The sequence below is a fragment of the Roseicyclus mahoneyensis genome (genome assembly GCF_003148775.1).
Classification (GTDB): Bacteria; Pseudomonadota; Alphaproteobacteria; order Rhodobacterales; family Rhodobacteraceae; genus Roseicyclus; species Roseicyclus mahoneyensis.
The window spans coordinates 140,367-165,032 of the sequence record NZ_QGGW01000004.1; the positions used below are offsets into that span (position 1 = coordinate 140,367).

A 24,666-nucleotide genomic window follows, 5' to 3' on the forward strand; every position below is an offset into this window, starting at 1 on the left:
AGGGATCACAGCCAGTCGCCCCGCACGGTCTGGCGCCAGATGTCGCGCAGCCAGCTTTCGCCCTGCGCCTCCATCGACAGATTTTGCCCGGTCAATTGACGGAAGGCGTCGTCGTAGAAGGGCGAGGACTGGAAGTTGTAGCCGAGGATGGCGCCAGCCGTCTGCGCCTCGTTGGTCAGACCCAGCGCAATATAGGCCTCGACCAGACGCATCAATGCCTCGGGCGTATAGCTGGTGGTCTGGAACTGCTCGACCACGACGCGGAAGCGGTTGATCGCGGCGGTATAATGCTGGCGGCGCAGATAGTAGCGCCCGATCTCCATCTCCTTGCCGGCGAGATGGTCGAAGGCCACCTCGAAGCGCAGGATCGCATCTTGGGTATAGTCACTGTCGGGATACCGCTCGATCACTTCGCGCAGCGCCTGCAGCGCCTGAAAGGTCAGTCCCTGGTCACGGCCGACCTGGTCGATCTGATCGTAATAGCTGAGTGCCAGAAGATACTGCGCATAGGCGGCATCCTCCTCGCCGGGGTAGAAGTCGAGGTAGCGTTGTGCCGCGATCCGGGTGCTCTCGTAATCCCGGTCGGCATGATAGGCGAAGGCGGCCATGATCAGGCCACGACTGGCCCATTCCGAATAGGGATGCAGGCGTTCGACCTCGATGAACAGCGCGGCGGCACGGTCGGGGCTGCCATTCTCCAGTTCCGCCTCGCCCTGCTGGAAGATCGTGGCGGCATCTTGCTCCTCGAGCGGGACCGTCGCGTTTCGGCTGGCGAACAGACCGCCACCGCCGCCACCGAAAAGACCGCCGCCACCGCAGGCCGACAGCGTCATCACCAGAACCAGCCCGGTGCCGAGGCCCAGTTTCCGGATCATCGCGCCACCGCTCGCGTGCATGCTCGAAACCCCAATATTTTCAGCACGGTCCTGCCGCAGTGAACCGCTATGCCGTCGGTCTAGCATATTCTTTCTGGGGGCAAAACGTCTGAAATCGACTTTCGGCGTCCGCAGCCTGCGCGGCCCCTCCGCTCAGGCGACATGCGCCAGATCAGCCGTCTTGACGCCCATGCCTGGAAGGCGCGCGGCCTGTTCGGGGGTGCATTCCACAAAGCGCCACGCGCCCGGCCGTGCAAAAAGCGCACGCAAAAGCTGATTGGTCAGCATGTGACCGGCCCGGACGCCCGTATAGCGGCCCAGAATGGGTGCCCCAGCCAAGGCCAGATCGCCCAGAGCATCGAGCATCTTGTGGCGCACGGCTTCGTCTGCGTGGCGCAGCCCACCGGGGCTGAGGACCGTGCCGCCGTCGACGACGACAGCATTGTCATAGGTGCCCCCCAGCGCCAGACCGGCGGCATGCATCGCATCGACATCTGCCTTTCGGCAAAAGGTGCGGCTGTCACACAATTCTCGCACGAAGTGACCATTGGCGAGCGATGCGACGCGGCGTTGGCGGCCGATGGCGGCATCCTCGAAATCGATGGTGAAATCCATCTCCAGCCCGCGTGCAGGCGACAGCGCGGCCAAGGCTTCACCCTCGGTCACGCTGACTTCGCGCAGGATCTCGATGGCATGGATCGGGGCGGATTGCCGCACGATCCCGGCGTCCAGAAAGGCACGCACGAAGGGCGCAGCAGAGCCGTCCAGAATCGGCAGTTCGGGGCCATCAACCTCGACCAGCGCGTTGTGGATGCCGCAGCCGGCAAGTGCCGCCATCACATGTTCCACAGTCGAGACCTCGGCCCCGTCATCACCTTGCAGCTTGGTGCAAAGCCGGCTCATCGGAACAGTGTCGTAGCGGGCCGGGATCAAGGCGGCAGCGGGCGTGTCGCTGCGTGCAAACCACAGGCCCATGTTTGCAGCCTGCGGGCGCACCGTCATCCGGACAAGACGTCCGGTGTGAAGCCCCACGCCCGTGAAGCTCACCGATTGCCTGAGAGTTGCCTGCATGATCTCTCCGAGGTCCTGTTCCTTGGGTGCGCCGGTTGTGGCATCCGGCGGCGTTCTTGTGCGGAACAGGGTCGAAGCCCGACGCCGCATGCCGCAAACTTGGAGATAAAGGCCCGATGAAAAAGGAACAATTCAAGCTTTATGACGGCTTGCAATAAAGCGCATCAGCATCGGCAAAAGTTTGCCTATCCAGACAAGAGACCATGCCAAATAGTTGAAATTTCAAAGAAAAAGGCCGGCGCTAGGCCGGCCATTGTGACAATTTTGTGACCGCGCTCAGTTCGCCTGACGCCGCAGGAAGGCGGGGATTTCGATCCGCTCCTGATCGGGGTCCACAATACCGTCATCGACGGCGTGATGCGGCGCGGGGGCCCGGTGCTGGGGCTGGACGCCCGACATCGGAGGTTGACGGCGTTCGGCAGGGGCGGCGGCCTCTTCCGTATGCCCGGTCATGCGGTTGATCAGCGACCCGATGCCAAGGCGGCCACGATGTGCGGTTTCCACGGGCGCGTCCTGCGGGACGGGGGCTCCGGCGCGCGGTGTGTCCTTCTGGATGGCGGCCCGCAGACGCGCCAGCGCCTCGGGCGTCGGTTTGCCAGCGGCAGGCGGACGAGGCGCGACGAATTCAGGCTGCGCCGAGACCATCACCCGCGGCTCCGGGCGGGGCGCGGTCTGGACCGCGGGACGGTAGGCCGGGGGCGGCACGGCGTCATCGGCGTAATCATCCTCGGCCTCGTCCATGCCGAGGTTCGAGAACAGCGTCGCTTCGGGCATGTGCCCGGCCTCGTCCTCTTCCATCTCGTAATCTGCTTCGGTCAGGACGGCCGGTGCCTGTGCAACGGGGGCCTGCGGGGCCGCGGGCTGGGCGGCAGCGGCCTGCCGGGGCGCAATCGCGGCCGAGGCAAAGCTGCGGCTGGGGGCCACATAGGCCTTGCCCTCGCCCACATCGATTCCGGTGGCCACGACGCTGACGCGCATCTTGCCTTCCATGTCGGGGTCGAGGGTGGAGCCGACGATGATGTTCGCCTCGGGGTCGACTTCCTCGCGGATGCGGTTTGCAGCTTCGTCCAGCTCGAACAGCGTCAGGTCATAGCCGCCGGTGACATTGATCAGAACGCCGCGTGCGCCCTTGAGACTGATCTCGTCGAGCAGCGGATTGGCGATGGCCTTTTCGGCGGCCTGCAGCGCGCGGCTGTCGCCCTCGGCCTCGCCGGTGCCCATCATCGCTTTGCCCATTTCGTTCATCACGGCGCGGACATCGGCGAAATCGAGGTTGATGAGGCCCGGCCGCACCATCAGGTCGGTCACGCCCTTCACGCCCTGATACAGCACGTCATCGGCCATGGCGAAGGCTTCGGTGAAAGTGGTCTTTTCGTTGGCCAGCCGGAACAGGTTCTGGTTGGGAATGATGATCAGCGTGTCGACGACCTTTTGCAGCGCCTCGATGCCCTCATCGGCCTGACGCATCCTCTTGGTGCCTTCGAACTGGAAGGGCTTGGTCACGACACCCACGGTCAGCACGCCCAGTTCGCGCGCGGCCTGCGCGATGATCGGCGCGGCGCCCGTACCGGTGCCGCCGCCCATGCCCGCAGTGATGAACGCCATGTGCGCGCCGGCCAGATGGTCGACGATATCCTCGATGCTTTCCTCGGCGGCAGAGGCGCCTACGGCGGGCCGCGCGCCCGCGCCCAACCCTTCGGTCACCCGCGCGCCCATCTGGATCTTGGCCGTGGCCCGCGATTGCGCCAAGGCCTGCGCATCGGTGTTGGCGACCACGAATTCACAGCCGTCAAGCTGCTGGTCGATCATGTTGTTGACCGCGTTCCCACCTGCCCCACCGACGCCGAACACGGTGATCCTCGGCTTCAGGTCGGGCTGGTTGTTCGGCATCATCAGGTTGAGTGTCATGGGTCTGTCCGCCTGTTCTTCGATCTCGTTGATGCGGCCGCGGTCTTGTCGCCGACTGGCCGCTTCTGCCTCAGATTGCAGAAATCCTACCTGTTTCCACAGGGCACGTCACGCGGAAATTCAAGGAATTCCACGAAATATGGGGCGGAATTCCGCCGAAATGCCCCGGTTTTGCGGTGACACACCAGATCAGGGGGTTACCAGTTGTCACGGAACCATCTGACGGCCCGTTTGAGGCTGCGCGCGGGCAGCCGGTCGGCGGAGTTTTCGAAATCCCACCATTCGTCCTGCGGATAGGCCGCAAACAGCGCCAGCCCCACACAGGCCGAAAACGCCGGCCCGCAGGTGGATTGCGGCAGGCCCTGCACCCTGAGCGGGCGACCCAGACGCACCTGATTGCCCAAGATGCGACTGGCCAACCCGTCAAGCCCGGGGATCTGGCTGGCACCGCCTGTCAGCACGATGCGCTGGCTGGGCAAATGGTCAAAGCCTGCTGCGGCCAATCTCGCCTGCACCTCCTCTAGGATTTCCTCCACGCGGGGGCGCATCACCCCGATCAGCTCGGCGCGCGTCACGGTGCGGCGGTCGTGGTGCCAATCGCCAGTCTCGGACTCCAGCTCGATGATCTCGCGGTCATCCATGCCGGTGGCGATGACACCACCGAAACGGGTCTTGATCTTTTCGGCATGCGCCATCGGAATGTGCAGGCCCTGGCTGATGTCGCCGGTCACATGGTCGCCGCCCATCCGCACGGTATCGGCGTAGATCATGTGTTTCTTCATGAAGATCGACAGGCTGGTCGTGCCGCCCCCCATGTCGATGCAGGCCGCCCCCAATTCCTGTTCATCCTCCACCAGACTTGAGACGGCTGAGACGTAAGGGGCGCTGGCCAGACCGGCCAGTTCCAGATCGCAGCGCTTGACGCAATGCAGAAGCGTCTCGATCGCATGCGCCTCGATCGTCAGCAGGTGCATGTCGACCGACAGGCGATTGCCCACATGGCCGCGCGGATCGGCCAGCCCCGTGCGATGATCTAGCGAAAAGTTCACCGGCTGGGCATGCAGCACCTCGCGGCCGTGCCCCAGATCGGGAACGTCGCAGGCCGACAAGACCTGCGCCACGTCCAGATCGCCGACCGTGCCAGCCGTCAACGTCATCTCGCCATCAAGGCCATAGCTGCGCGGCCGCCCACCGGCCAGCGCGACGATGACGTGATCGACGCGGATCTGCGCCATCTTCTGGGCCGCCTGCACCACCGTCCGGATCGCGCGCTCGGTTTCCTGAACGCTGTCGATCTCGCCAAAGCGCACACCACGCGACCGGGTGGTGTTTGCCCCGATGATGCGGAAATTCGCCTGCCCCGCCATCGCCCCGATCCCTTCGGCAGGGGCCGAGACATTGGTCTGGTCGAATTTCAGGATCAGGCACGACAGTTTGTGGGTCCCGATGTCGAGCACCGCGATCACACCGCGGCGCATCGCCTCCTGACGCTTGGCCCGCATGCCGCGCTGCGCTTGATAAAGCATGTTCATCCGCTTCGCTCTCCGGTCTGAGTGTCCCGCTCCAGCGCGCGCAGGCGGCGCAGCTCTTCCAGCGCGGGGTCGGTCAATTGCACGGTCAGTCGGTCGGGATTGCGCAGGTCGATCCTGAGCACGTCCCGCGCCAGAATGTCGGTCACGTCATCAAGCGCCAACGCCCGATCGAGCGCCTGCACCGGGCGGTCGGCCGGCAGCAAGATGCGCCGCCCGTCGTTCAGCACGACATCCCAGCGCCGTTCGCCCACCCGCACGAAACCGCGCAGTGCCTCGCCAAGGGGGGCGGCGGCGGCGTACAGGGCCAGCGCCTCGTCGACCACACCATCCGCCCCCTCGCCCGCCACGGCGGGCAACGGCGCCTCGAGCTGACGATCCGCCAACGCGGCCACGAAATGACCCTCGGCATCGATCAGCACGATGTCGTCGCGGGTCTGCCAGATCAGGGCAGGCACCCGTTCGGTGATCCGCACCGCCAGATAACCGCCCGTCTGGATGCGCAGCTCGGCCGCGGCCACGGCGGGCAGCGCCTCGACGCGTGCGCGAAGGTCGGTCAGGTCGAGATCGAAGGAGGACATCGGCAGATCCAGCGCCAGCGCAGCCCGGATCTCGGCGATGACGGGATCGCTTGCGCCCTCCACGCCGATGACGTTGACGCGGAATTCGGGGCGGTTCTCGATCTCGCGGCGGATTTCCATCCCCGCGTCCCAGATCGCGGCGCGCCGCCCCTCGTCACCGAAATAGGCCAGCCCGCAAAACGCGATGACAAAGGTCGGCAGACCGACGCGCAGAAGCTTGCGAAACAGCGGCGTCAGCCACAGCCGCTGCACCCTGTAGGACCAGATCGAGGGCGCAGGGTCGCGCGAAGGCTCGGACAGGGCGACGGGCTGGGCAGTGGGCGCAGGCGCCGACAACGGGCCACGCTGCGCCATCAGGGCGGGGGTCGAGAGCCTTGGTCCGGAGCGGCTGGCGGTCAACGGTCGCATGAGGCATCCTCCACCAGCCAGCGGCACAGCGCGCCGAAGGAAATCCCGCAGGCCGCCGCCTGTTCCGGCGTCAGCGAGGTCGGCGTCATGCCGGGCTGGGTGTTGGTTTCCAGCAAGATCAGACCGTCGAACCCTCGGCTGTCATCCCATCGGAAATCGGTGCGGCTGACGCCCCGGCAGCCCAGCGCGCGATGCGCGGTCGTGGCCATGTCCATGCAGGCGTCGAATATGGCGGGGGGTATCTCGGCGGGGACCACATGGCGCGAGCCGCCTTCGACGTATTTGGCGTCGTAGTCGTACCAGCCGTCGGTCAAGATGTCGGTGACGGTCAGCGCGCCCGGGTCGCCCGCAGCGCCCCCCATGACCGAGCAGGTCAGTTCGCGGCCGCGCACGAAGGCCTCCACCATGACATGGTCGGGCATCGTGTCGGCCAGCAGCGGCGGCCTGTTGGCGCCTTCGGCGACAAGATAAACCCCAACGGACGATCCTTCGTTGTTGGGCTTGACCACATAGGGCGGGGCCATGACATGCGCGGCCATCGCCTGCGCCTTGGGCACGATCACGCTGTCCACCACAGGCAGGCCATGGGCGCGGTAGACGTCTTTGGTCCGCGCCTTGTCCATCGCCAGCGCCGAAGCCAGAACGCCCGAATGGGTATAGGGAATGCGCATCCATTCAAGGATGCCCTGCACGCAGCCATCCTCGCCCCAGCGGCCATGGAGCGCGTTGAAACAGACGTCTGGCTTGATGTCGGACAGGCGCGCGGGCAGGTCGGGGCCGGCATCGACCTCGATCACCTCATAGCCTTCGTCCCGCAGCGCCTGCGCGCAGCCACGACCCGTAGACAGGGACACTTCGCGCTCGGACGAAGGGCCACCCATCAGAATCGCAACACGGGGGGTTTTACCGCTCGAACCCGCCACCTGTGCCTCATGTCGCCGCCGGGTTCTGGTGCCCGGTCAGCCTTTTGTTTTCCGCCCGGTATTCCGGGTCAATCGCCTGTCACGCGCGTGTCGCTCGCCCGACGCGCATGATTTCCCATTCTAGCGCTATTCCTTGGGTTTCTAAAACCCTTTTTCGCACCTCTTCGCCCAGTTCCTCCAGATCGGCCGCCGTGGCGGTGCCGGTATTGATGAGAAAGTTGGAATGCATCTGCGACATCTGCGCCCCGCCGCGCATGGCACCCCGCAAGCCCGCGTCATCGATCACCTTCCACGCCTTCATCTCATGGGTATCATCGGCCCGTCCGGTCGAGGAAAAGCCTGCCGGGTTGCGAAAGGTGCTGCCCGCGCTGCGGTCCTTGGTGGGTTGGGTCGCATCGCGTTTGGCAAGCTGGTCGGCCATCGTGCCCGCCAGCGCCTGCGGATCACCAGTAGCGGCGCGAAACGTCACCTCGGTGATAACGGCGCCCTCGGGCAGGTCGGTCTGGCGGTAGGCAAAGGCGACGTCGGAAGACGCCAGCGTCACGACGCGCCCGTCGCGCAGGACCGCGCGCGCGGCGTGGAAATGATCGGCGACATAGCGCCCATAGCAGCCCGCATTCATCCGCAAAGCGCCGCCGATGGAACCGGGGATGGTGCGCAAAAAGGTCAGGTCGCGCCCCGCCTCGGCCGCGCCGATCGCCACATGCGCATCGAGCGCAGCCGCCCCCGCCGTCACCAGATCCCCCTCGATCCGGATGCCGTTGAAGCCGCGCCCCAGCCGGATCACCACCCCTGCGATCCCGCCGTCGCGCACGATCAGGTTCGACCCGACACCCATAGGAAAGACCGGCACATCTTGCGGCAGGGCGGCCAGGAAATTGCTCAGGTCGGCCTCGTCGGCGGGCTGGAACAGCCAGTCGGCGGGACCGCCCACGCGCAGCCATGTCAGACCGGCCAGCGGACGGTCTGCGGTCAGGCGACCGCGCACGGGGATGTCAGGGATGGCGCTCACTATTCCCCCGGGTGTTCACGCTCGTCCGCGGGTGCCAAGAGGCCCGCCAGACGCTGCCCCGCGCGCAGGATCGGCCAGCGCAGGATCGACACGCCGGCGGCCAGCGCGATCAGCCCCCAGACCGGGCCCATGCTGAGCGTGAGAAGCCCCAGAAGCGGAATGCCCGTGCCGATGAGCACCCATGCCGCAGGCCAATGATAGCGCTGGGGCGTCATGCCCGCGATGCAGGCCGCAATCACCCACAGGCACAGCAGGACAATGGCAAAAGGCATCACGCGGCCCCCCCGACCCTTGCCCGCAGATGGCGCGCGAGCGCGCCGAGCGGGCGGCGATACATCGAAATAATGGCGAAGGCGACCGCACAGACCCAGAGCCAGCCGACCTCGCGCCCCACCATGACGCACAGCGGCAGGGCGAGGATCAAGAGCGTCATCCCGGGGGCATATTGCCATCGCATCGGCAGCATCGCCACGCAGGCGGCGGCAACGACCCAGAGCGCGCTCAGCGTCAACGACAATGGCATGTCCGCGTCCTTTCCTGCCTTGCGCGCCATTCAGCCAGTGGCCGCGCGCGTCTCCATGTCCTTCAGTCGCGCGGGCAACCCGTGCGCCCAAGCCGAAATCGTGCCCGCCCCAAGACAGACCACCATGTCGCCCGGTCGCGCCTGTTCGCGCACCAACCGTTCAAGGTCGTCCTCGGACAATATGGCGCGTGCATGCCGGTGCCCGTGCCGGATCAGACCCGCCACCAGATCGTCGCGGCTGGCACCCGGAATCGGGTCCTCGCCTGCGGCATAGACCTCGGCGATGGCGACCACGTCGGCGTCGTTGAAACAGCCGCAGAAATCCTCGAACAGCGACGACAGGCGCGAATAGCGGTGCGGCTGGTGCACCGCGATCACGCGGCCGCCCGCGTCCGATCCGATGGCCTGCCGGGCCGCGCGCAGGACGGCGGCAATCTCGACCGGGTGATGACCGTAATCGTCGATGATCGTCACGCCGCCGACCTCGCCCACCTTGGTGAAGCGGCGGTTGACGCCCTTGAAGCCCGCAAGCGCCGCGCGGATCTCGTCGGCCTTCATGCCCAGATGGCGCGCAACCGCCACGGCCGCCAAGGCGTTCGAGACATTGTGATCGCCCGGCATAGGCAAGGTGCAGCCCTCGATAACCTGCCCTTCGGCCTGAAGGGCGATGTCGAAGTGGGCCACGCCCGCCTTGTAGGTCAGGTTGATCGCGCGCACATCGGCCTGCGCGTTGAAGCCGAAGGTCACGATCCGCCGGTCGGTGATGCGGCCCACCAGCGCCCGCACCTCGGGGTGATCGGTGCAGCAGACCGCGATCCCGTAGAACGGGATGTTCGACACGAAATCGGTAAAGCCCTGCCGCAGGTTCTCGATCGTGCCCCAATGTTCCATGTGCTCGGGGTCGATGTTGGTCACGATGGCGATGGTCGCGGGCAGGCGGTTGAAGGTGCCGTCGCTCTCGTCGGCCTCGACCACCATCCAGTCACCCTGCCCCACCCGCGCGTTTGAGCCATAGGCGTGGATCACACCGCCGTTGATGACCGTCGGATCGACACCACCGGCATCAAGCAGCGTGGCAACCAGCGTCGTCGTCGTCGTCTTGCCATGCGTGCCCGCCACCGCGATGTTCGAACGCAGGCGCATCAATTCGGCCAGCATCTCGGCGCGCCGCACCACCGGCAACCCGCGCGCACGCGCCGCGTCCAGTTCCGGGTTGCCGGACTTGATCGCGGAGGAGATCACCACGACCTCGGCCGCCTCGAGGTTCTCGGCCTTTTGCCCGATGAAGACGCGCGCGCCCAACCCCTCCAGCCGCTCGGTGATCTTGGAGGCCTTCAGGTCGGACCCCTGCACAGTGTAGCCGTGGTTCAGCAGCACCTCGGCAATGCCCGACATGCCGATGCCGCCGATGCCGACGAAATGGATCGCGCCCAGTTGCGTGGGCAGTTTGGTGACAGCAGGGCTCATGACGCTCCTTTCCGGGCCAGTTCCTCGACCAGGGCTGCCAGCCGTGTCGCGGCATCGGGGACACCGACCGACAAGGCGGCCTGCGCCATGGCATCGGCGGCGGCGGGTTGGGTGAGAATGGAGTGAATGGCCTCGGCCAGCGTGTCGGGCGACAGCCGCGCCTCGGGGATCACGATGGCGGCCTGTGCTTCGACCAAAGCGCGGGCGTTCGCGGTCTGATGGTCGGCGGTTGCCGCCGCATAAGGGATCAAGATTGCGGGGCGACCCACCACGGCGATATCGGCAACGGAAGACGCGCCCGAGCGGCTGATGACCAGCTGCGCCTCGGACAATCTTCGGGGGATGTCGCGGAAGAACGGCTCTACCTCGGCGCGGATGCCGATGCGGGCATAGGCCTCGGTCACGCGCTCGAAATCTTCGGGGCGGGCCTGTTGGGCCACCCGCAGATGACCGCGCAGCCCCTCGGGCAGGCGCGCCAGCGCTTCGGGCACGGTGTCGGCCAGAACGCGCGCCCCCTGACTGCCGCCAAAGACCAGCAGCATCATCGGCCAGTCGCCGGGCGGCATGTAGGGCGCGCCCGCCCGCTCCAGCACCGCGGCGCGCACCGGGTTGCCGGTCTGCGCCCCCTCGACACCTTCGGGCAGGGTCGTGGGCCATGTGCCGCAGGCCACGACATCGACGCGCCGCGCAAAGGCGCGGTTGACCCGGCCCAGAACGCCGTTTTGTTCATGTATCATGCACGGCGTGCGCGTCAGCCAGGCGGCCGCCAGCGCCGGAATCGTGGGATAGCCGCCAAAGCCCACCACGACATCGGGACGCTCGCGCCACATCTTGAGGGTCGCGCCAAGGATGCCGCCAAGGATGCGGAAAGGCGCGAGAAGTTTCGCGGCGATCCCGCCCCGCGCGAAAGTGGCCGAGGCCACCTGCCGCACCGCGACCGCATGGGAAAACCCGTCAGTGTAGCGCGCGCCCCGCGCGTCCGTGCTGAGCGTCACCCGCCAGCCGCGCCGGATCATGACCTCGGACAGCGCCTGCGCGGGGAACATGTGCCCCCCGGTGCCGCCGGCGGCGATGATGAGATGGGGGTTGGCGGGCGTCATCTGCCGCGCCCTGCGTGACGCGACAACAAGATGTCGCCGATCTCACCCTGAGGCCGCGACCGCGTGAAGGCCAAGAGCATCCCCACCGCAATGCCGGTGGCGATCAGCGAGGACCCCCCGTAGCTCACGAAGGGCAGCGTCATGCCCTTGGCAGGCAAAAGGCGCGCGGCCACACCCAGATTGATGAAGGCCTGCAGCGCCAGAAGGCTCGCAAGCCCTGTGCCCGCCAGCCGGATGAACGGGTCGCGTTCGCGGATCAGCCGCAAAAAGGCGCGGATCGTGATGGTGGCAAAAAGCGCGATGATCACGAAAACCAGCATCACGCCATATTCCTCGGCCGCGACCGCGATGATGAAATCGGTGTGGGCGTCAGGCAGGGTCCAGCGCACCGTCCCCTCTCCCAGCCCCGCACCGAACAGCCCGCCATTGCGGATCGCGTCCGTGGCATAGCCGATCTGCGTCGTGGGGTCGATCTCGGCCGACAAGAACCCGTCGATCCGGCGCGCGACATGCTCGGAATTGCTGTAGGCGATGGCACCGCCCACCGCGACGATCCCCATCACCGCAAACAGCATCAGCATCGGCGCGCCCGCCACGAAATAGATCACGGACCAGGCGAAGATGATCAACGCGCCCTGCCCGAAATCGGGCTGCGTCACCAAAAATCCCACGATCACGCAGGTGGCAAACAACGACACGCTCTTGCCCGGCGGGCCCGCGACCTCCTGACTTGCGGCGATCATCCAGGCGGTGAAGATGACGAAGACAGGTTTCAGGAATTCGGCCGGCTGCACCGAGGCAAAACCGAGCGAATACCAGCGTGTCGCGCCCTGTCCGAAATCCGTGCCGAAGGCGGGCAGCATTGCGAGCGCCAGCATCGCGCCGAAAAACCCGATCACACCCAGCCTGCGGATGGTGACCGGCGCGATCATCGACACGAGGATCATCGCCGTCAGCGCCATCCCGCCAAAGGCCAGTTGCCGGATCATGTAGTGAAACGGATCAAGTCCGTTGCGCTGCGCCAGCGGCGTCGAGGCCGCAAGGCCCAGCAAGATGCCGATAGCAAACAGCGCCAGAACGCAAAAGATCGTGACCCGGTCCACCGTCCGCCACCAGCGTGGAAGAACGGCTTCGCCCGATTGCACGATCACCGTGCCATGCGCGATTTCCGTCATGGGGACTGCCCGCCCGTTTCTTGTTGTTGCCTGCCTCAGGACCGCCCGGTTTTCCGGGTCGTGATACACAGCCTAACCTGAAATTCCGCGCAGGGCCAGCCTTTCGCTTGACCGTGACCGATTTGCGTCAGGTCAGCTTGGCGACCTGCTCCATGAAATCCCGCCCGCGATGCTCGAAACTGTCGTACTGGTCGAAACTCGCCGCGGCGGGCGCGAGCAGCACCGTATCGCCCGGCTCCGCCTCAGCCGCGGCGCGGGCCACGGCGGTCGCCATGTCGCCGCAGATCTCGTGCCGCACTGCGCCGAGATGCAGCGCGAAAGCCGCGGCCTCGCGCCCGATGACATAGGCCTTCACCACCTCGCCCGCCGCAGGGGCAAGCGCGGCCATCCCCCCCTCCTTCTCCAGCCCGCCGCAGATCCAGCGGATGCGCCTGAAGGCCGCCAGCGCCTTGACCGCCGCATCCACATTCGTGGCCTTCGAATCATTCACAAAGGACACGCCGCCGATATCCGCCACCCGCTGCGAGCGGTGCGGCAGGCCTTCGAAGGAATGGAACCCCGCCTCGATTTCCTTCGGCGACAGACCCAGCGCGCGCGCCACGCCGTAGGCACAGGCCGCGTTTTGGTGATTGTGTGCACCCGGCAGGCCCGCGACGCCGCGCAGGTCGATGGAGGCCACCTGCCGCCCCTTGCGCATCTCCGACAGCCAGCCCTTGCGTGCCACCAGATCCCAGCCGATGCCCTCCAGCTTGCCCGCCGACACCCGGATCAAACGCAGATCGCCCGGCCCCTCGGCCAGCTGATTGGCCAGATATCGCCCCTCGGGTTCATCCACACCGACGATGGCGCGATCCGGCCCGCCCTCGGCGAAGAGCCGCCGCTTGGCCGCGAAATAGCCGCCCATCCCGCCATGCCGGTCCAGATGATCGGGCGAAAGATTGGTGAAAACCGCGATGTCGGGCGTCAGCGCACGCGCCAGATCGGTCTGGTAGGAGGACAGTTCCAGCACGACCACCCCGCCATTCTCTGGCGGCTCGATATCCAGCACCCCGCGCCCGATGTTGCCCGCCAGTTGCACCGAGCGCCCCGCCACGGTCAGGATATGGGCGATCAGGGCCGAGGTGGTGGACTTGCCGTTCGACCCGGTGACTGCCACGACCTTGGGCGGCTCCTCCATCCCGTCCCATTCGCCCAAGCCAAGCGAGCGGAAGAAGAGCCCGATGTCATTGTCCACCGGCACACCCAAAGCCATCGCCGCCGCGATGGCCCGGTGCGGCGCAGGGTAAAGATGCGCGATGCCAGGCGATGTGACCAGGCAGGCCACGTCGGCAAAGGCGCCGGCCGCCATCGGGTCCCGGATCTCGAACCCCTCGACCTCCGCCGCCGCGCGCGCGGCCGCGCCATCATCCCAGCACAGCGCCACGGCGCCCCCCGCACGCAAGGCCCGCGCCGTGGCAAGACCCGAGCGCCCAAGCCCGAGCACCGCCACACGTTGCCCCTCAAACCCCTGAACCGGTATCATCGCCCCACCTCTCGTCGCCTTACACACCCGGCGGCCCGATGCGCGCCATGATCCATGCCACGCGCTCGGCCACGGGGACCTTTGGCATGATCTCTATCGCATATCTTGCCGCAAGAAAGACCTGCGACAGCCGCCCGTATTCCGCGACGACTTCACCCAGAGCGTCCAGCCCCGAAACCGCATCGATGGCGCATCGGTCGAAGATCACCGGCCCCGCCACGGCATGGGCCCGGGCATGATCTTCCAGCGCAAGCGCGAGACAGGCCGAAAGAAAAGCCCCCATATCTTTCCTTGGCGCGGGCTTGCCCGCGCGCAACACGCGGCGCCCCGGCTCCGGCACGGTCTTGATGCCCGCCGCCGCCAGTGCCGCGAGCAGCGTCGATTTCCCGCCCCCCGAACAGCCCGACAAGACGAAGAAACGCTCCATCACCGCGCCCTTGTTTCATCTTTCGGGAAATATGCACGGCCAGACGACCGCCAGACGATGAGACCTCGGGGCAGCGCCCGATTTTTCGCATGAAAAATCGCACCCGCCGGCGGCGCAGCCGGCGCAAAACCTACCAGCGCACCGAAAGCTTGTCGCGAAAGAAGCGGCCCGTGGGCCCGTCCTCGGGCAGGTCGGCCAACCACAGCGCCGTCTCGGCGCCTTGTTCGGGGCTGCGCTGCGCCGTCGCGCCGCCCATCCGGGTCCGCACCCAGCCCGGATCGACCGCGTTGATCTTGACCCCCTCGGGCAGATCGCGCGGCAGTGCCTTGGTCAGCGCGTTCAGCGCCGCCTTGGCCACGCCATAGCCGCCGGGGCCCTCAAGGCCTTCGCCGAAACTTCCCCAGCTTGACGATACGTTGACGATCCGTCCCCACCCCTGCGCCCCCATATGCGGCACGCAGGCCCGGATCAGCTCGAAAGGTCCGCGAAACATCACGTCGACCGACATGTGGAACCCGCCCGGGTCCTCCAGCATGCTCGAGTCAATCAGGACGCCTGCGTTGTTCACCAAAACGTCGACGCCGCCGATCTTGTCGACTGCGGCCCCGATGCTGTCGAGCCGCGCCACATCGATCCGCACCGCCTGCGCGCCGATCTCGTCGGCCGCCATGCGCCCGGCCTCCAGATCGCGCACCCCGATCACCACGCGAAACCCGCGCGCCACAAGGCCCGTAGCGATGGCGCGTCCGATGCCGCGATTTCCGCCGGTCACAAGGGCGTTCGGTCTGTCGGGACGGCCCGTCATCTGAGCTTCAACGTGGCAAGGCCGATCAGCGCAAGGATCAGCGAGATGATCCAGAACCGGATCACCACCTGCGGCTCGGCCCAGCCCTTCTTCTCGAAATGATGGTGGATCGGTGCCATCAGGAAGACGCGCTTGCCCGTTGCCTTGAAATAACCGACCTGCACGATCACGCTCACGGCCTCGGCGACAAACAGCCCGCCCACGATCGCCAACACGATCTCGTGCTTCGTCGACACCGCGATGGCCCCCAGCGCGCCGCCCAGGGCCAGCGACCCGGTGTCGCCCATGAAGACCGCGGCGGGCGGGGCGTTGTACCACAAGAAGCCCAGGCCCCCACCGATCAGGCCCGCGACGAAGACCAGCAATTCGCCCGTGCCGGGCACGTAATGGACGTCGAGATACTCGGTGAAATCGACCCGGCCGACCGCATAGGCGATGACGCCCAGCGTCGCGGCCGCGATCATCACCGGCATGATGGCGAGGCCATCCAGACCATCGGTCAGGTTCACCGCATTGGCCGATCCGACGATGACGAACATGGCAAAGGGAATGAACATCCAGCCCATGTTGAACAGCACATCCTTGAACACCGGCACGGCCAGTTGCGCCGACAGCCCGGGCGGGTGGATGTAGACGGCGGCGACGGCGGCGACGGCGGCGATGGCGAATCCGATCAAGAGCCGCAAGCGCCCCGACACGCCCTTGCTCGTCTGGCGGCTGACCTTGGCCCAGTCATCGGCAAAGCCGACCAGCCCGAAGGCGACCGTCGTGCCCAGCACGATCCAGACATAGGGGTTATCGAGCCGTGCCCACAAAATCGTCGAGAGCGTCAGAGCGGCAAGGATCAACAGCCCCCCCATGGTCGGCGTGCCCGCCTTGGTGGCGATGTGATGGGCCGGGCCATCCTCGCGGATCGGTTGACCTTGCGCGTATTTGCGGCGCAGCGCGTTGATCAGCGGGCGGCCGAACATGAAGCCGAAGATCAGCGCGGTGAAAAACGCCGCTCCGGCCCGAAAGGTGATGTACCGGAACAGGTTGAACACGTCGCCACCGTCGGACAGATCGCTCAGCCAATACAACATCTAGCGGGGTCCTTGTCCCTGATACGCTGCGGATTGCCCCAGTTTGCGCAAGGCGTCAACCACACGGGCAACCTTGATCCCCTTGCTGCCCTTAATCAGCAACACATCCCCCGACCGCAGGGTTTGCGGCAGGTTTGCTGCCATCTCCTCGGCGCTGCTTGCGTGCTGGCCGCGCAAAGCGCCCGGCAGGGCGGCGTACAGATGTTCCATCAACGGGCCGACAGTGTGGACGGTGGCGATGCGCGCCATGGCCGGATGCTCGGCGATGGCGGCGTGCAATGCGGGACCGGTCGGCCCCAGTTCCAGCATGTCGCCCAAGACCGCGATACGCCTCCCGCGGCCCTGCGGCTCGGACGCGGCCAGCATGTCGAGCGCTGCGGCGATGGATGCAGGGTTGGCGTTGAACGCGTCGTCGATCATCTCGATCACCAGATCATCTGCGGCGCTGAGCGTGATCTTTTCACGCGTGCCCCGACCCTGAAACGGCGTCCAACCGGACAGCGCCAGTGCCGCCTGCGTCGCATCCGCGCCCGCGACCTTGGCGGCGGTCAGCGCGATCAGCGCGTTCATCGCGTAATGCCGCCCCGGCGCGCCGATCCTGAGCAGGCGGTCGGTGCCCAGAATCTCGGCCCGGATCACGGTTGCGGCCTCGGCGACCTGCGCCTCGACCAACCGCGCCTCGACGCCTTCGGTCACCCCGAAGCGGATCAGCGTCGCGCCGCAAGCCTTTGCCTTGTCGAACAGAATGGCCGCCGTGCCGATATCGGCATGGGCAAGCGCCGTGCCCCCCGGCTCCAGCCCCTCGAAGATGGCCGCTTTTTCATGGGCGATGCCCTCGATCACGCCGAAGGCTTCCAGATGCGCGGGGGCCACGGTGGTCACGATGGCCACATGGGGCCGGGCCAGCCGGGCCAGCGGCGCGATCTCGCCGGGGTGGTTCATGCCGATCTCGATCACCGCATATTCGGTATCGGCGGGCATCCGCGCCAAGGTGATCGGAACGCCCCAATGGTTGTTGAAGCTCGCCTCGGCCGCATGGGTGCGGCCCTGCGGCGACAGCGCCGCGCGCAGCATTTCCTTGACGGTGGTCTTGCCGACCGATCCCGTCACCGCGATGACGCGGGCTTGCGTTCGCGCCCGCCCCGCGGCGCCCAGCGCGCGCAGGCCATCCATCACGTCGGCCACGATCAGAAGGCGGGCGGGGTCCACGCCCTCGGGGATGCGGGCCACCAGCGCCGCCACCGCGCCGCGCGCCAGCGCATCGGCCACGAAGTCATGCCCGTCGCGCGCGGCCGACAGGGCCACGAACAGATCGCCCTTGGCCACGCTGCGGCTGTCGATGCAAATGCCCTTGGCCTGCCAGTAGCCCGCGATCTGACCACCCGTGGCGGCTGCGGCATCCGCCGCTGTCCAAAGCACCGTCATGCGCGACCCTCCAGCGCGGCGACGGCGACGCTGGCCTGTTCCACATCGTCGAAGGGATAGACCACATCGCCCACCGTCTGCCCGGTCTCGTGCCCCTTGCCCGCGATCAACAGCGCATCGCCCGGTTCCAGCGCATCGACGCCCCGCAAGATCGCCTCGGCGCGGTCGCCGACCTCGATCGCCTCGGGGCAGCCTTGCAGGATCTCGGCACGGATGGCCGCCGGAACCTCGGACCGGGGATTGTCGTCGGTCACGAACACCACATCGGCATGGGCAGCGGCGGCTTGCCCCATCAGGGGCCGCTTGCCCCGGTCGCGGTCGCCGCCCGCGCCGAAGACCACGATCAGGCGGCCCAGCACATGCGGGCGCAGCGCCTTGAGAGCGGTTTCCAGCGCGTCGGGCGTATGGGCGTAATCCACGAAAACCGGCGCACCGTTCGCGCGCCGCCCCGCCAGCTGCATCCGCCCGCGCACGCCCGTCAGGCGCGGCAGGACAGAAAACACCGCGTCGGGGTCCTCGCCAGCGGCGATCACAAGCCCCGCAGCGGTCAGCACGTTCATCGCCTGAAACGCCCCGATCAAGGGCAGGCGGGTCTGCACCGGCTGGCCCTGCCAGCGGAACAGCACATCTTGCCCGGTCTCGTCCAGCCGCCGCCCGGTGACCTTGAGGCTGGCATCCTCGGCATATTGGCCCACGCCGATCACCTCGATCTCGCGCCGGTCGCAGGCTTCGGCGACGCGACGGCCATAGGCGTCATCGAGGTTGACCACCGCCACGCCATCCTCGTCCAAAAGTTCGGTGAACATGCGCAGCTTGGCCTCGAAATAGGTCTCCATGTCGCCGTGATAGTCGAGATGGTCCTGCGTCAGGTTGGTGAAGCCGCAGGCCGCAAGCCCCACCGCCTCCATCCGCCGCTGGTCAAGGCCATGCGACGACGCCTCCATCGCCGCGTGGCTCACGCCCGCCTCCGCCATCTCGGCCAGCACACGGTGCAGCGTAAGGGGTTCGGGCGTGGTGTGGATACCGGGCGCGGCAAAGGCGCCCTCGACCCCGGTGGTGCCGATATTGACCGCCTCAAGCCCTAGAAGGGTCCAGATCTGCCGGGTGAAACTGGCCACCGATGTCTTGCCGTTGGTGCCCGTGACCGCCACGACCGTGGTGGGCTGCGCGCCAAACCACAGGGCAGCGGCATGGGCAAGTGCAGCGCGCGCATCCTCGACCACCACCAGTGCGGCCTTGGCCCCGGCCAGATCGGCGGCGGCGATCTCGGCGCCCGCCCGGTCGGTCAGGATGGCGCCCGCGCCCATGCGCAGCGCATATGGGATGAACTCAGCCCCATGCACCCGCGTGCCGGGCAAGGCCGCGAAGAGCGTGCCCCGTTCCACCTTGCGACTGTCCAGCGCCAGCCCCGTCACCGCCACATCGCCGCCCGTCCGCGCGGTCAGGCCGAGGTCGGACAAATGCCGTGTCTGTTGCGCCATGCCCCACCCCTTTCGACCGCGTCAGCGGTCATCTCGAGGCGCTGGATAGCGCATAGGCATCCAAAGGTTCAATCTCTGGTCTGAGGCCCATCAGCGGGGCCGTGCGGCGAATGATCTCGGCCGCGACAGGCACGGCTGTCCAGCCTGCGGTGCGGCGCGGCTCCGGCCCGGAGGTTTCCACCGGTTCCTGCAGCGTCGTGATCAGCACATAGCGCGGGTCATGCATCGGAAAGGCCGAAGCAAAGGTGACAAGGTTGCGGTCGCTGTAATAGCCGCCCGTAGGGCGCGGCATGTCGGCGGTGCCGGTCTTGCCGCCCACGGCATAGCCTTCGACCTCGCCGAAACTGGCGGTGCCTTCGGTCACGGTGGCGCGCATCAACCCGCGCATGGCCTGACTGGTCGCCTCGGAAATCACCCGCTCGCCCGCTTGCGGCTCGTCTTGACGCAACAGGGTCGGGCGGATCCGCGTGCCGCCATTGACCATGGTGGCATAGGCCGCAGCCAGATGCAGTTGCGAGGTCGACAAGCCATGGCCGTAGGAAATCGTCATCGACGACAACTCGCCCCAGCGCGGCGGCAACAGCGGGCGGGCGTTCGTCGCCTCGACCAGTTCCACCGGGGTGGGTTCCAGCAGGCCAAGTGCGGCGAGAAATTCCCGCTGGCGTTCGCCGCCGATCACCTGCGCGATGCGCGCGGTGCCGATGTTGGAGGAATGGGTAAAGACGTCATGGACCGATTGCGACGGACCATAGCTGCGGAAATCGCTGATCGCAAACCGCCCGACCCTGAGCGGCCCGCGCGTGTCGATCATGTCATCGGTGTTGTAAAGCCCGAGATCGAGCGCCTGCGCGATGGTGAAGGCCTTGAACACGCTGCCCAATTCATAAACGCCCTGCACCGCGCGGTTGAACAGCGGGCTGTCGGCCGGATCGCCCTCGAGCGCGGGACGCGGACGGGCGTTGGGGTCGAAATCGGGCAGGCTGGCCATGGCGATGATCTCACCGGTATGCACATCCAGCAAGACGGCGGCCGCCCCTTGCGCATTGAGCAGCGCCATGCCGCCCGCCAGCACTTCTTCGATCGTGGCCTGAACGGTCAGGTCGATGGACAGTGTCAGCGGCCCGGTCTGGCCCGGATCGCGCAGCTGCTCGTCAAAGCGCGCCTCGATGCCCGCCACCCCGATCACCTCGGCGGCGTTCACCGCTTCTTGGCCGAAGCCCGCACCGCCCAGAACATGCGCGGCAATCGCGCCATTGGGGTAAAGCCGCATCTCGCGCGGGCCGAAAAGCAGGCCCGGATCGCCAAGATCATGCACCTGCTGTTCCTGTTCCGGGCTGAGATAGCGCCGCAACCACAAGAACCGGCGTTCCGAGGTAAAGCGGGTGTAAAGCGTGTCGGCATCCATCTCGGGAAAGATCTCGGCCAGACCATCGGCGGCGGCGCGGGCGTCGACGATCTCGTGGGGATGGGCGTAAAGCGCGTTGGTGGCGAAATTCGTCGCCAGAACGCGGCCATGCCGGTCGACAATATCGGCACGCGTTGCGTGGATCGACGCGGAGCGCGCGACGCGCGGTTCGACCGCTTCGGTGGTGGCCAAGGCCGCCATGCGCACGCCGACCGACCCGAAGGCCAGCAAAAAGACCAGCGACAGGAGCAGCAACCGGCTTTCGGCGCGCTGACGCAGGCGGTCGCGCACGGCCTCATGGCGCAGTCGCAGGTTCTCGCGTTCGATCGCATCGGGGTTTTCGCCCCGCGCGCGCGCCTCGAGGATGCGGGCAAGCGGGCGAAGCGGCGTGCGCGGGGTCATGGGATCCGTTCCTCTCTCTCAGAGCCGGAGGCATTGCCCAGCAGGGTTTCTTCAAACTCGGGCTCAGGTTCGGGCGGCAGTGGATAGGGGATCTGCGTCGCGCGGCCGAATTGTTCGGGCGCAAGCGGCAGAAGCTGCAGCCGCTCGAAGTTGAAATCGGCCAGTTCACGCAGGCGGTCGGGCCGGTTGAGATAGGCCCATTCGGCGCGCAGGATGGCAAGGCGATCGCGTTCTGCACCGATCTGGCGCTGCAATTGGTCTACGCGGCGCTCGGCCTGCTGGGTGAGGATGGTCTGACCGTAGGCCCAGTAGCCAAGCGCGATCACGGCAAGCAAGAAGACGACGCTGGACATGCCACGCATCAAAACACCTCGGTCAGCTGCGGCAGGCCCAGCTGCGCCCGGTCGACGGGCGAGGCGGGAGCCGTGGTGCGGGTCGCCACGCGCAGCCGGGCCGAACGCGCGCGCGGGTTCACGGCCAGTTCGGCCTCATCGGGGGCGATGGCCTTTTTCGGCGTCAGATCAAAGGTTGGCACCCGCGCCCCGGGTTCGGGCGCATGCCGCGAGCCACCGCCGCCGGTGCTGGACCGGTCGGCCATGTAGCGTTTGACCACCCGGTCCTCGAGCGAATGAAAGGTCACGACAGCGAGCTTGCCGCCCGGCCTCAAGGCGCGTTCGGCCGCATCTAGCCCCTCGGCCAATTGGCGGAATTCGTCATTCACCGCGATGCGGATCGCCTGAAAGCTGCGGGTTGCGGGATGGCTTTGCCCCGGTTTCTTGCGCGGCAGGCACCCCTCGACGATGCCCGCCAGCCGCAAGGTGGTGGTGATGCGCGCCTGCGCGCGGGCCGTGACGATGGATTTGGCGATGCGGCGCGCCGCGCGTTCCTCGCCGTAATGGTAGAGCACGTCGGCGATGACCTCTTCGGGGGCGTCGTTGACCAGATCCTCGGCCGAGGGACCGCTCTGACCCATCCGCATGTCGAGCGGCCCGTCCGACATGAAGGAAAACCCCCGCTCCGCCCGGTCAAGCTGCATCGAGGACACGCCCAGATCGAGGGCGACACCGTCCAGCGCTTCACCCGCCAGCCTATCAAGGTTTGAAAACGTGCCGGCGACCAGCCGCAGCCTGTCGCCATACCCGCCCGCCCAATCCGCCGCCATCTGAAAGGCCAAGGGGTCGCGGTCGATGCCGATCACCCGCGCTGCCCCCGCCTCCAGCAGGCCGCGACTGTAACCCCCCGCGCCGAAGGTGCCATCGACCCAGACGCCAGCCACGGGGGCCACGGCCTCGAGAAGCGCGCGCAAAAGAACCGGGACATGCGGCGCGCGCGCCGGACCTGCGGGGCGTCGGGCACTCATTCCGATACGGCGGCCGCACCGCCCACGACGGCCAGCGACAGCGGATCGAAATGCGGGTCATTGCCGCCCAGTTCCGCCAGCAACGCAATGAGGTCTTGATCCTCCACCGCGCCCTGCTCCGGGTTCATGATATGGAACTTCTCGCCATTGCCCTCGAACAGCGCCTCTTCGCCCAGCCCGATCTTGTCGCGCGCGGCCTGTGGCAAGACCATACGCCCGGTCTCGTCGAGGTTCATCTCGTCGCATTTGGCGTAGTAGAGCTTGCTCAGCGCAAGACGCAGCTTCGATCCCGGCTGCAGCGACTGGATCAGCTTGTCTATCGCGTCATAGGCATCGCCCGTGAGGCATTCGAGGTAATTCTTGTTGGGGTCGCCATAGGCGAGATAAAGCCGTGCTGCCCCACCGGGCGCAAATTGGCTGTCGCAGTTTTGCAAGACACGACGAAACTTGACCGGGATAGACACCCGACCCTTTCCATCCACCTTGTTCAGGCTTTCGCCTTGAAACCTGCGATCCACGGGCTTTGCCCTTTTTATGCCTCAATCCGGCCGCATTCTGGCCGCCGAAACGAAAGCGGCGGATCGAGCAAGCTGCCACTGCTCAATCCGCCGTCCTCGTCCCATTGCTGGGTGTCCGACTGCGCAGGCCACCTGGGGGGATGTCTGCTCGCTTGCGCGCCGGATCTCTTTTTTCTGGCGTTGGAGATGCCTGTATGAACCTGCCGTTTTTTGTTTTTGTTCAGACCGTTGCGGCCTGTCGTTTATCTCGTCTGCCGATGACCTAGTGATGCCATGGAGAGAATTCCCATGCAAATCCTTTTTTTGGGAAAAACTCCCAAGATGTGGGATTTCAGGGGTCGCCGGAACAGGATGTGGGGGTGCTAAGGCCCACCATAAGACCATGGGTTGTGCTGTCAGGATGACAAAGCCCCATATATAGCGGCGCCATGGCTCATGGGACGCCATGGGACAGAAACCCAAAAAAATCGGATCAAGGCGGGAAAACCGGCTCTTCTGGCGCTGATCGTGCCGAATGGGCCGCGAATCACCCTCTTTGTGGGGGCAACGATCAGACGATTCCGGCGTCGATGAACCGCTTGGCCAGCGCCGCATAGGCCTGCGCCATCGGGCTGTCGCCCGCCGCGATTGGCGTGCCCGCGTCGCCTGCCAGCCGCGTGTCGAGGTCGATGGGAAGCGAGCCCAGAAACGGCAGGCCCAGCCGGGCGGCCTCGGCCTTCACACCGCCCTCGCCAAAGATATGCGCTTCGTGCCCGCAATTCGGGCAATGGTAGACGCCCATGTTCTCGATCAGGCCAAGGATCGGCGTCTTGAGGACATCGAACATGTTGAGCGCCTTGCGCGCATCCAGAAGCGCCACATCCTGCGGGGTCGAGACCACGATGGCGCCGGTCACCTCGGATTTCTGGCACAGCGTCATCGCCACATCGCCGGTGCCCGGCGGCAGATCGACCAAAAGCACATCCAGCTCGCCCCATTCCACCTGCGTCAGCATCTGTTGCAGCGCCCCCATCAGCATCGGCCCGCGCCAGACCACGGCCTTGTCCTCGGGCAGCATGAAGCCGATGGACATCAGCGTGACGCCATGGCCGTGCAGCGGAATGATCGTCTTGCCGTCGGGCGAGGACGGGCGCTTGTTCACGCCCATCATGCGCGGCTGGGACGGCCCGTAGATATCCGCATCCAGCAGCCCCACCCGTTTGCCCGCCCGCGCCAGCGCCACGGCGAGGTTCGAGGACACGGTGGATTTTCCCACGCCCCCCTTGCCAGAGCCGATGGCGATGATGCGTTTCACGCCCGTGGGCCGCATCGGTCCGGCCTGCGGCGTCGGGTGACCGCCGATCTTGAGGCTGGGCGGCTCGGCCCCGGCGGGGCGCGCCATGGCCTTGGCCGCCGGGCCATGTGCGGTCAGCGCAACACTGACCTGTTCGACGCCGGGAAGCTTGCGCACCAGACCTTCACAGGCCAACCGCACCGGCTCCATCCTTGCAGCGAGCTCCGGGCTTTCGGCCTCGAGAACGAAACTGACCTTTCCGCCGTCCACCCGCAGCGCGCGCACCATGTCGCGGCTGACCACATCGCCGCCATCGGGAAGCGTCAGGCCGCGCAGCGCGTCAAGGATGGTTTCGCGGGTCTGTGTCATCTTGGGCCTCCTGCCGGTGTTGCCG

23 protein-coding genes are annotated in these 24,666 nt (G+C 66.6%); all 23 read right to left on the reverse strand.

Annotation, left to right across the window (positions count from 1 at the left end; all coding sequences use genetic code 11):
* Positions 1-5 precede the first annotated feature (5 nt).
* Positions 6-875, reverse strand: coding sequence for an outer membrane protein assembly factor BamD (locus C7455_RS09905; RefSeq protein WP_109667787.1), 870 nt, complete (start codon positions 873-875; stop codon positions 6-8).
* 153 nt (positions 876-1,028) lie between these two features.
* Positions 1,029-1,946 (reverse strand): UDP-3-O-acyl-N-acetylglucosamine deacetylase, encoded by a 918-nt coding sequence (lpxC, locus tag C7455_RS09910; RefSeq protein ID WP_109668174.1) that lies wholly within the window; start codon positions 1,944-1,946, stop codon positions 1,029-1,031.
* Between the two features lie 276 nt (positions 1,947-2,222).
* Complete coding sequence (ftsZ, locus tag C7455_RS09915; protein WP_109667788.1) at positions 2,223-3,854, reverse strand: cell division protein FtsZ; 1,632 nt, start codon at positions 3,852-3,854, stop codon at positions 2,223-2,225.
* Between the two features lie 197 nt (positions 3,855-4,051).
* Positions 4,052-5,386 (reverse strand): cell division protein FtsA, encoded by a 1,335-nt coding sequence (ftsA, locus tag C7455_RS09920; RefSeq protein ID WP_109667790.1) that lies wholly within the window; start codon positions 5,384-5,386, stop codon positions 4,052-4,054.
* A complete protein-coding gene (locus tag C7455_RS09925; RefSeq protein WP_245904286.1) occupies positions 5,383-6,372 on the reverse strand; it encodes a cell division protein FtsQ/DivIB in 990 nt (329 codons plus the stop codon). The genes ftsA and C7455_RS09925 overlap by 4 nt, the downstream gene beginning before the upstream one ends.
* Complete coding sequence (locus tag C7455_RS09930) at positions 6,360-7,295, reverse strand: D-alanine--D-alanine ligase (protein ID WP_109667793.1); 936 nt, start codon at positions 7,293-7,295, stop codon at positions 6,360-6,362. The genes C7455_RS09925 and C7455_RS09930 overlap by 13 nt, the downstream gene beginning before the upstream one ends.
* A 79-nt stretch (positions 7,296-7,374) precedes the next feature.
* Positions 7,375-8,298, reverse strand: a complete 924-nt coding sequence (gene murB / locus C7455_RS09935; protein WP_425450638.1) for a UDP-N-acetylmuramate dehydrogenase — start codon at positions 8,296-8,298, stop codon at positions 7,375-7,377.
* 8 nt (positions 8,299-8,306) lie between these two features.
* Positions 8,307-8,579, reverse strand: a complete 273-nt coding sequence (locus C7455_RS09940) for a DUF2484 family protein (protein WP_109667795.1) — start codon at positions 8,577-8,579, stop codon at positions 8,307-8,309.
* Positions 8,579-8,830: a DUF2484 family protein gene (locus tag C7455_RS09945; RefSeq protein WP_109668175.1), complete on the reverse strand. Its 252-nt coding sequence runs from the start codon at positions 8,828-8,830 to the stop codon at positions 8,579-8,581. Before C7455_RS09945 ends, C7455_RS09940 begins: the two co-directional genes overlap by 1 nt.
* Before the next feature lie 30 nt (positions 8,831-8,860).
* Complete coding sequence (gene murC / locus C7455_RS09950) at positions 8,861-10,297, reverse strand: UDP-N-acetylmuramate--L-alanine ligase (protein WP_109667796.1); 1,437 nt, start codon at positions 10,295-10,297, stop codon at positions 8,861-8,863.
* On the reverse strand, positions 10,294-11,397 hold the full coding sequence (locus C7455_RS09955; RefSeq protein WP_109667797.1) for a UDP-N-acetylglucosamine--N-acetylmuramyl-(pentapeptide) pyrophosphoryl-undecaprenol N-acetylglucosamine transferase: 1,104 nt from the start codon (positions 11,395-11,397) through the stop codon (positions 10,294-10,296). Before C7455_RS09955 ends, murC begins: the two co-directional genes overlap by 4 nt.
* Positions 11,394-12,572 (reverse strand): peptidoglycan glycosyltransferase FtsW, encoded by a 1,179-nt coding sequence (locus C7455_RS09960; RefSeq protein ID WP_109667799.1) that lies wholly within the window; start codon positions 12,570-12,572, stop codon positions 11,394-11,396. Before C7455_RS09960 ends, C7455_RS09955 begins: the two co-directional genes overlap by 4 nt.
* A 127-nt stretch (positions 12,573-12,699) precedes the next feature.
* Positions 12,700-14,094 (reverse strand): UDP-N-acetylmuramoyl-L-alanine--D-glutamate ligase, encoded by a 1,395-nt coding sequence (murD, locus tag C7455_RS09965; protein ID WP_109667801.1) that lies wholly within the window; start codon positions 14,092-14,094, stop codon positions 12,700-12,702.
* Between the two features lie 19 nt (positions 14,095-14,113).
* Positions 14,114-14,521, reverse strand: a complete 408-nt coding sequence (locus C7455_RS09970) for an AAA family ATPase (RefSeq protein WP_109667802.1) — start codon at positions 14,519-14,521, stop codon at positions 14,114-14,116.
* A 130-nt stretch (positions 14,522-14,651) separates the two neighbouring features.
* A complete protein-coding gene (locus tag C7455_RS09975; protein ID WP_109667804.1) occupies positions 14,652-15,326 on the reverse strand; it encodes an SDR family NAD(P)-dependent oxidoreductase in 675 nt (224 codons plus the stop codon).
* Positions 15,323-16,408, reverse strand: a complete 1,086-nt coding sequence (gene mraY, locus C7455_RS09980) for a phospho-N-acetylmuramoyl-pentapeptide-transferase (protein WP_109667806.1) — start codon at positions 16,406-16,408, stop codon at positions 15,323-15,325. The genes C7455_RS09975 and mraY overlap by 4 nt, the downstream gene beginning before the upstream one ends.
* On the reverse strand, positions 16,409-17,833 hold the full coding sequence (locus C7455_RS09985; RefSeq protein ID WP_109667808.1) for a UDP-N-acetylmuramoyl-tripeptide--D-alanyl-D-alanine ligase: 1,425 nt from the start codon (positions 17,831-17,833) through the stop codon (positions 16,409-16,411).
* Positions 17,830-19,314 (reverse strand): UDP-N-acetylmuramoyl-L-alanyl-D-glutamate--2,6-diaminopimelate ligase, encoded by a 1,485-nt coding sequence (locus C7455_RS09990; protein WP_109667810.1) that lies wholly within the window; start codon positions 19,312-19,314, stop codon positions 17,830-17,832. The genes C7455_RS09985 and C7455_RS09990 overlap by 4 nt, the downstream gene beginning before the upstream one ends.
* 28 nt (positions 19,315-19,342) lie before the next feature.
* The gene (locus C7455_RS09995) at positions 19,343-21,121 is read right to left on the reverse strand and encodes a peptidoglycan D,D-transpeptidase FtsI family protein (protein WP_109667812.1); all 1,779 of its coding nucleotides are present in this window, start codon (positions 21,119-21,121) and stop codon (positions 19,343-19,345) included.
* Positions 21,118-21,474, reverse strand: coding sequence for a cell division protein FtsL (gene ftsL / locus C7455_RS10000; RefSeq protein WP_342767629.1), 357 nt, complete (start codon positions 21,472-21,474; stop codon positions 21,118-21,120). The genes C7455_RS09995 and ftsL overlap by 4 nt, the downstream gene beginning before the upstream one ends.
* Before the next feature lie 8 nt (positions 21,475-21,482).
* The gene (gene rsmH / locus C7455_RS10005; RefSeq protein ID WP_109667816.1) at positions 21,483-22,481 is read right to left on the reverse strand and encodes a 16S rRNA (cytosine(1402)-N(4))-methyltransferase RsmH; all 999 of its coding nucleotides are present in this window, start codon (positions 22,479-22,481) and stop codon (positions 21,483-21,485) included.
* Entirely contained in the window at positions 22,478-22,999 is a 522-nt protein-coding gene (locus C7455_RS10010; RefSeq protein WP_109667818.1) for a division/cell wall cluster transcriptional repressor MraZ, read from the reverse strand. Before C7455_RS10010 ends, rsmH begins: the two co-directional genes overlap by 4 nt.
* A 550-nt stretch (positions 23,000-23,549) precedes the next feature.
* Positions 23,550-24,641, reverse strand: a complete 1,092-nt coding sequence (locus C7455_RS10015; protein WP_109667820.1) for an Mrp/NBP35 family ATP-binding protein — start codon at positions 24,639-24,641, stop codon at positions 23,550-23,552.
* Between the last annotated feature and the right edge of the window lie 25 nt (positions 24,642-24,666).

Bases quoted from the DNA above. Each gene is read 5' to 3' on its own strand.
- C7455_RS09905 (WP_109667787.1), bottom strand. From the start codon at position 875: ATGATCCGGAAACTGGGCCTCGGCACCGGGCTGGTTCTGGTGATGACG.
- lpxC (WP_109668174.1), bottom strand. From the start codon at position 1,946: ATGCAGGCAACTCTCAGGCAATCGGTGAGCTTCACGGGCGTGGGGCTT.
- ftsZ (WP_109667788.1), bottom strand. From the start codon at position 3,854: ATGACACTCAACCTGATGATGCCGAACAACCAGCCCGACCTGAAGCCG.
- ftsA (WP_109667790.1), bottom strand. From the start codon at position 5,386: ATGAACATGCTTTATCAAGCGCAGCGCGGCATGCGGGCCAAGCGTCAG.
- C7455_RS09925 (WP_245904286.1), bottom strand. From the start codon at position 6,372: ATGCGACCGTTGACCGCCAGCCGCTCCGGACCAAGGCTCTCGACCCCC.
- C7455_RS09940 (WP_109667795.1), bottom strand. From the start codon at position 8,579: ATGCCTTTTGCCATTGTCCTGCTGTGCCTGTGGGTGATTGCGGCCTGC.
- C7455_RS09945 (WP_109668175.1), bottom strand. From the start codon at position 8,830: ATGCCATTGTCGTTGACGCTGAGCGCGCTCTGGGTCGTTGCCGCCGCC.
- murC (WP_109667796.1), bottom strand. From the start codon at position 10,297: ATGAGCCCTGCTGTCACCAAACTGCCCACGCAACTGGGCGCGATCCAT.
- C7455_RS09955 (WP_109667797.1), bottom strand. From the start codon at position 11,397: ATGACGCCCGCCAACCCCCATCTCATCATCGCCGCCGGCGGCACCGGG.
- C7455_RS09960 (WP_109667799.1), bottom strand. From the start codon at position 12,572: ATGACGGAAATCGCGCATGGCACGGTGATCGTGCAATCGGGCGAAGCC.
- murD (WP_109667801.1), bottom strand. From the start codon at position 14,094: ATGATACCGGTTCAGGGGTTTGAGGGGCAACGTGTGGCGGTGCTCGGG.
- C7455_RS09970 (WP_109667802.1), bottom strand. From the start codon at position 14,521: ATGGAGCGTTTCTTCGTCTTGTCGGGCTGTTCGGGGGGCGGGAAATCG.
- C7455_RS09975 (WP_109667804.1), bottom strand. From the start codon at position 15,326: ATGACGGGCCGTCCCGACAGACCGAACGCCCTTGTGACCGGCGGAAAT.
- mraY (WP_109667806.1), bottom strand. From the start codon at position 16,408: ATGTTGTATTGGCTGAGCGATCTGTCCGACGGTGGCGACGTGTTCAAC.
- C7455_RS09985 (WP_109667808.1), bottom strand. From the start codon at position 17,833: ATGACGGTGCTTTGGACAGCGGCGGATGCCGCAGCCGCCACGGGTGGT.
- C7455_RS09990 (WP_109667810.1), bottom strand. From the start codon at position 19,314: ATGGCGCAACAGACACGGCATTTGTCCGACCTCGGCCTGACCGCGCGG.
- C7455_RS09995 (WP_109667812.1), bottom strand. From the start codon at position 21,121: ATGACCCCGCGCACGCCGCTTCGCCCGCTTGCCCGCATCCTCGAGGCG.
- ftsL (WP_342767629.1), bottom strand. From the start codon at position 21,474: ATGTCCAGCGTCGTCTTCTTGCTTGCCGTGATCGCGCTTGGCTACTGG.
- rsmH (WP_109667816.1), bottom strand. From the start codon at position 22,481: ATGAGTGCCCGACGCCCCGCAGGTCCGGCGCGCGCGCCGCATGTCCCG.
- C7455_RS10015 (WP_109667820.1), bottom strand. From the start codon at position 24,641: ATGACACAGACCCGCGAAACCATCCTTGACGCGCTGCGCGGCCTGACG.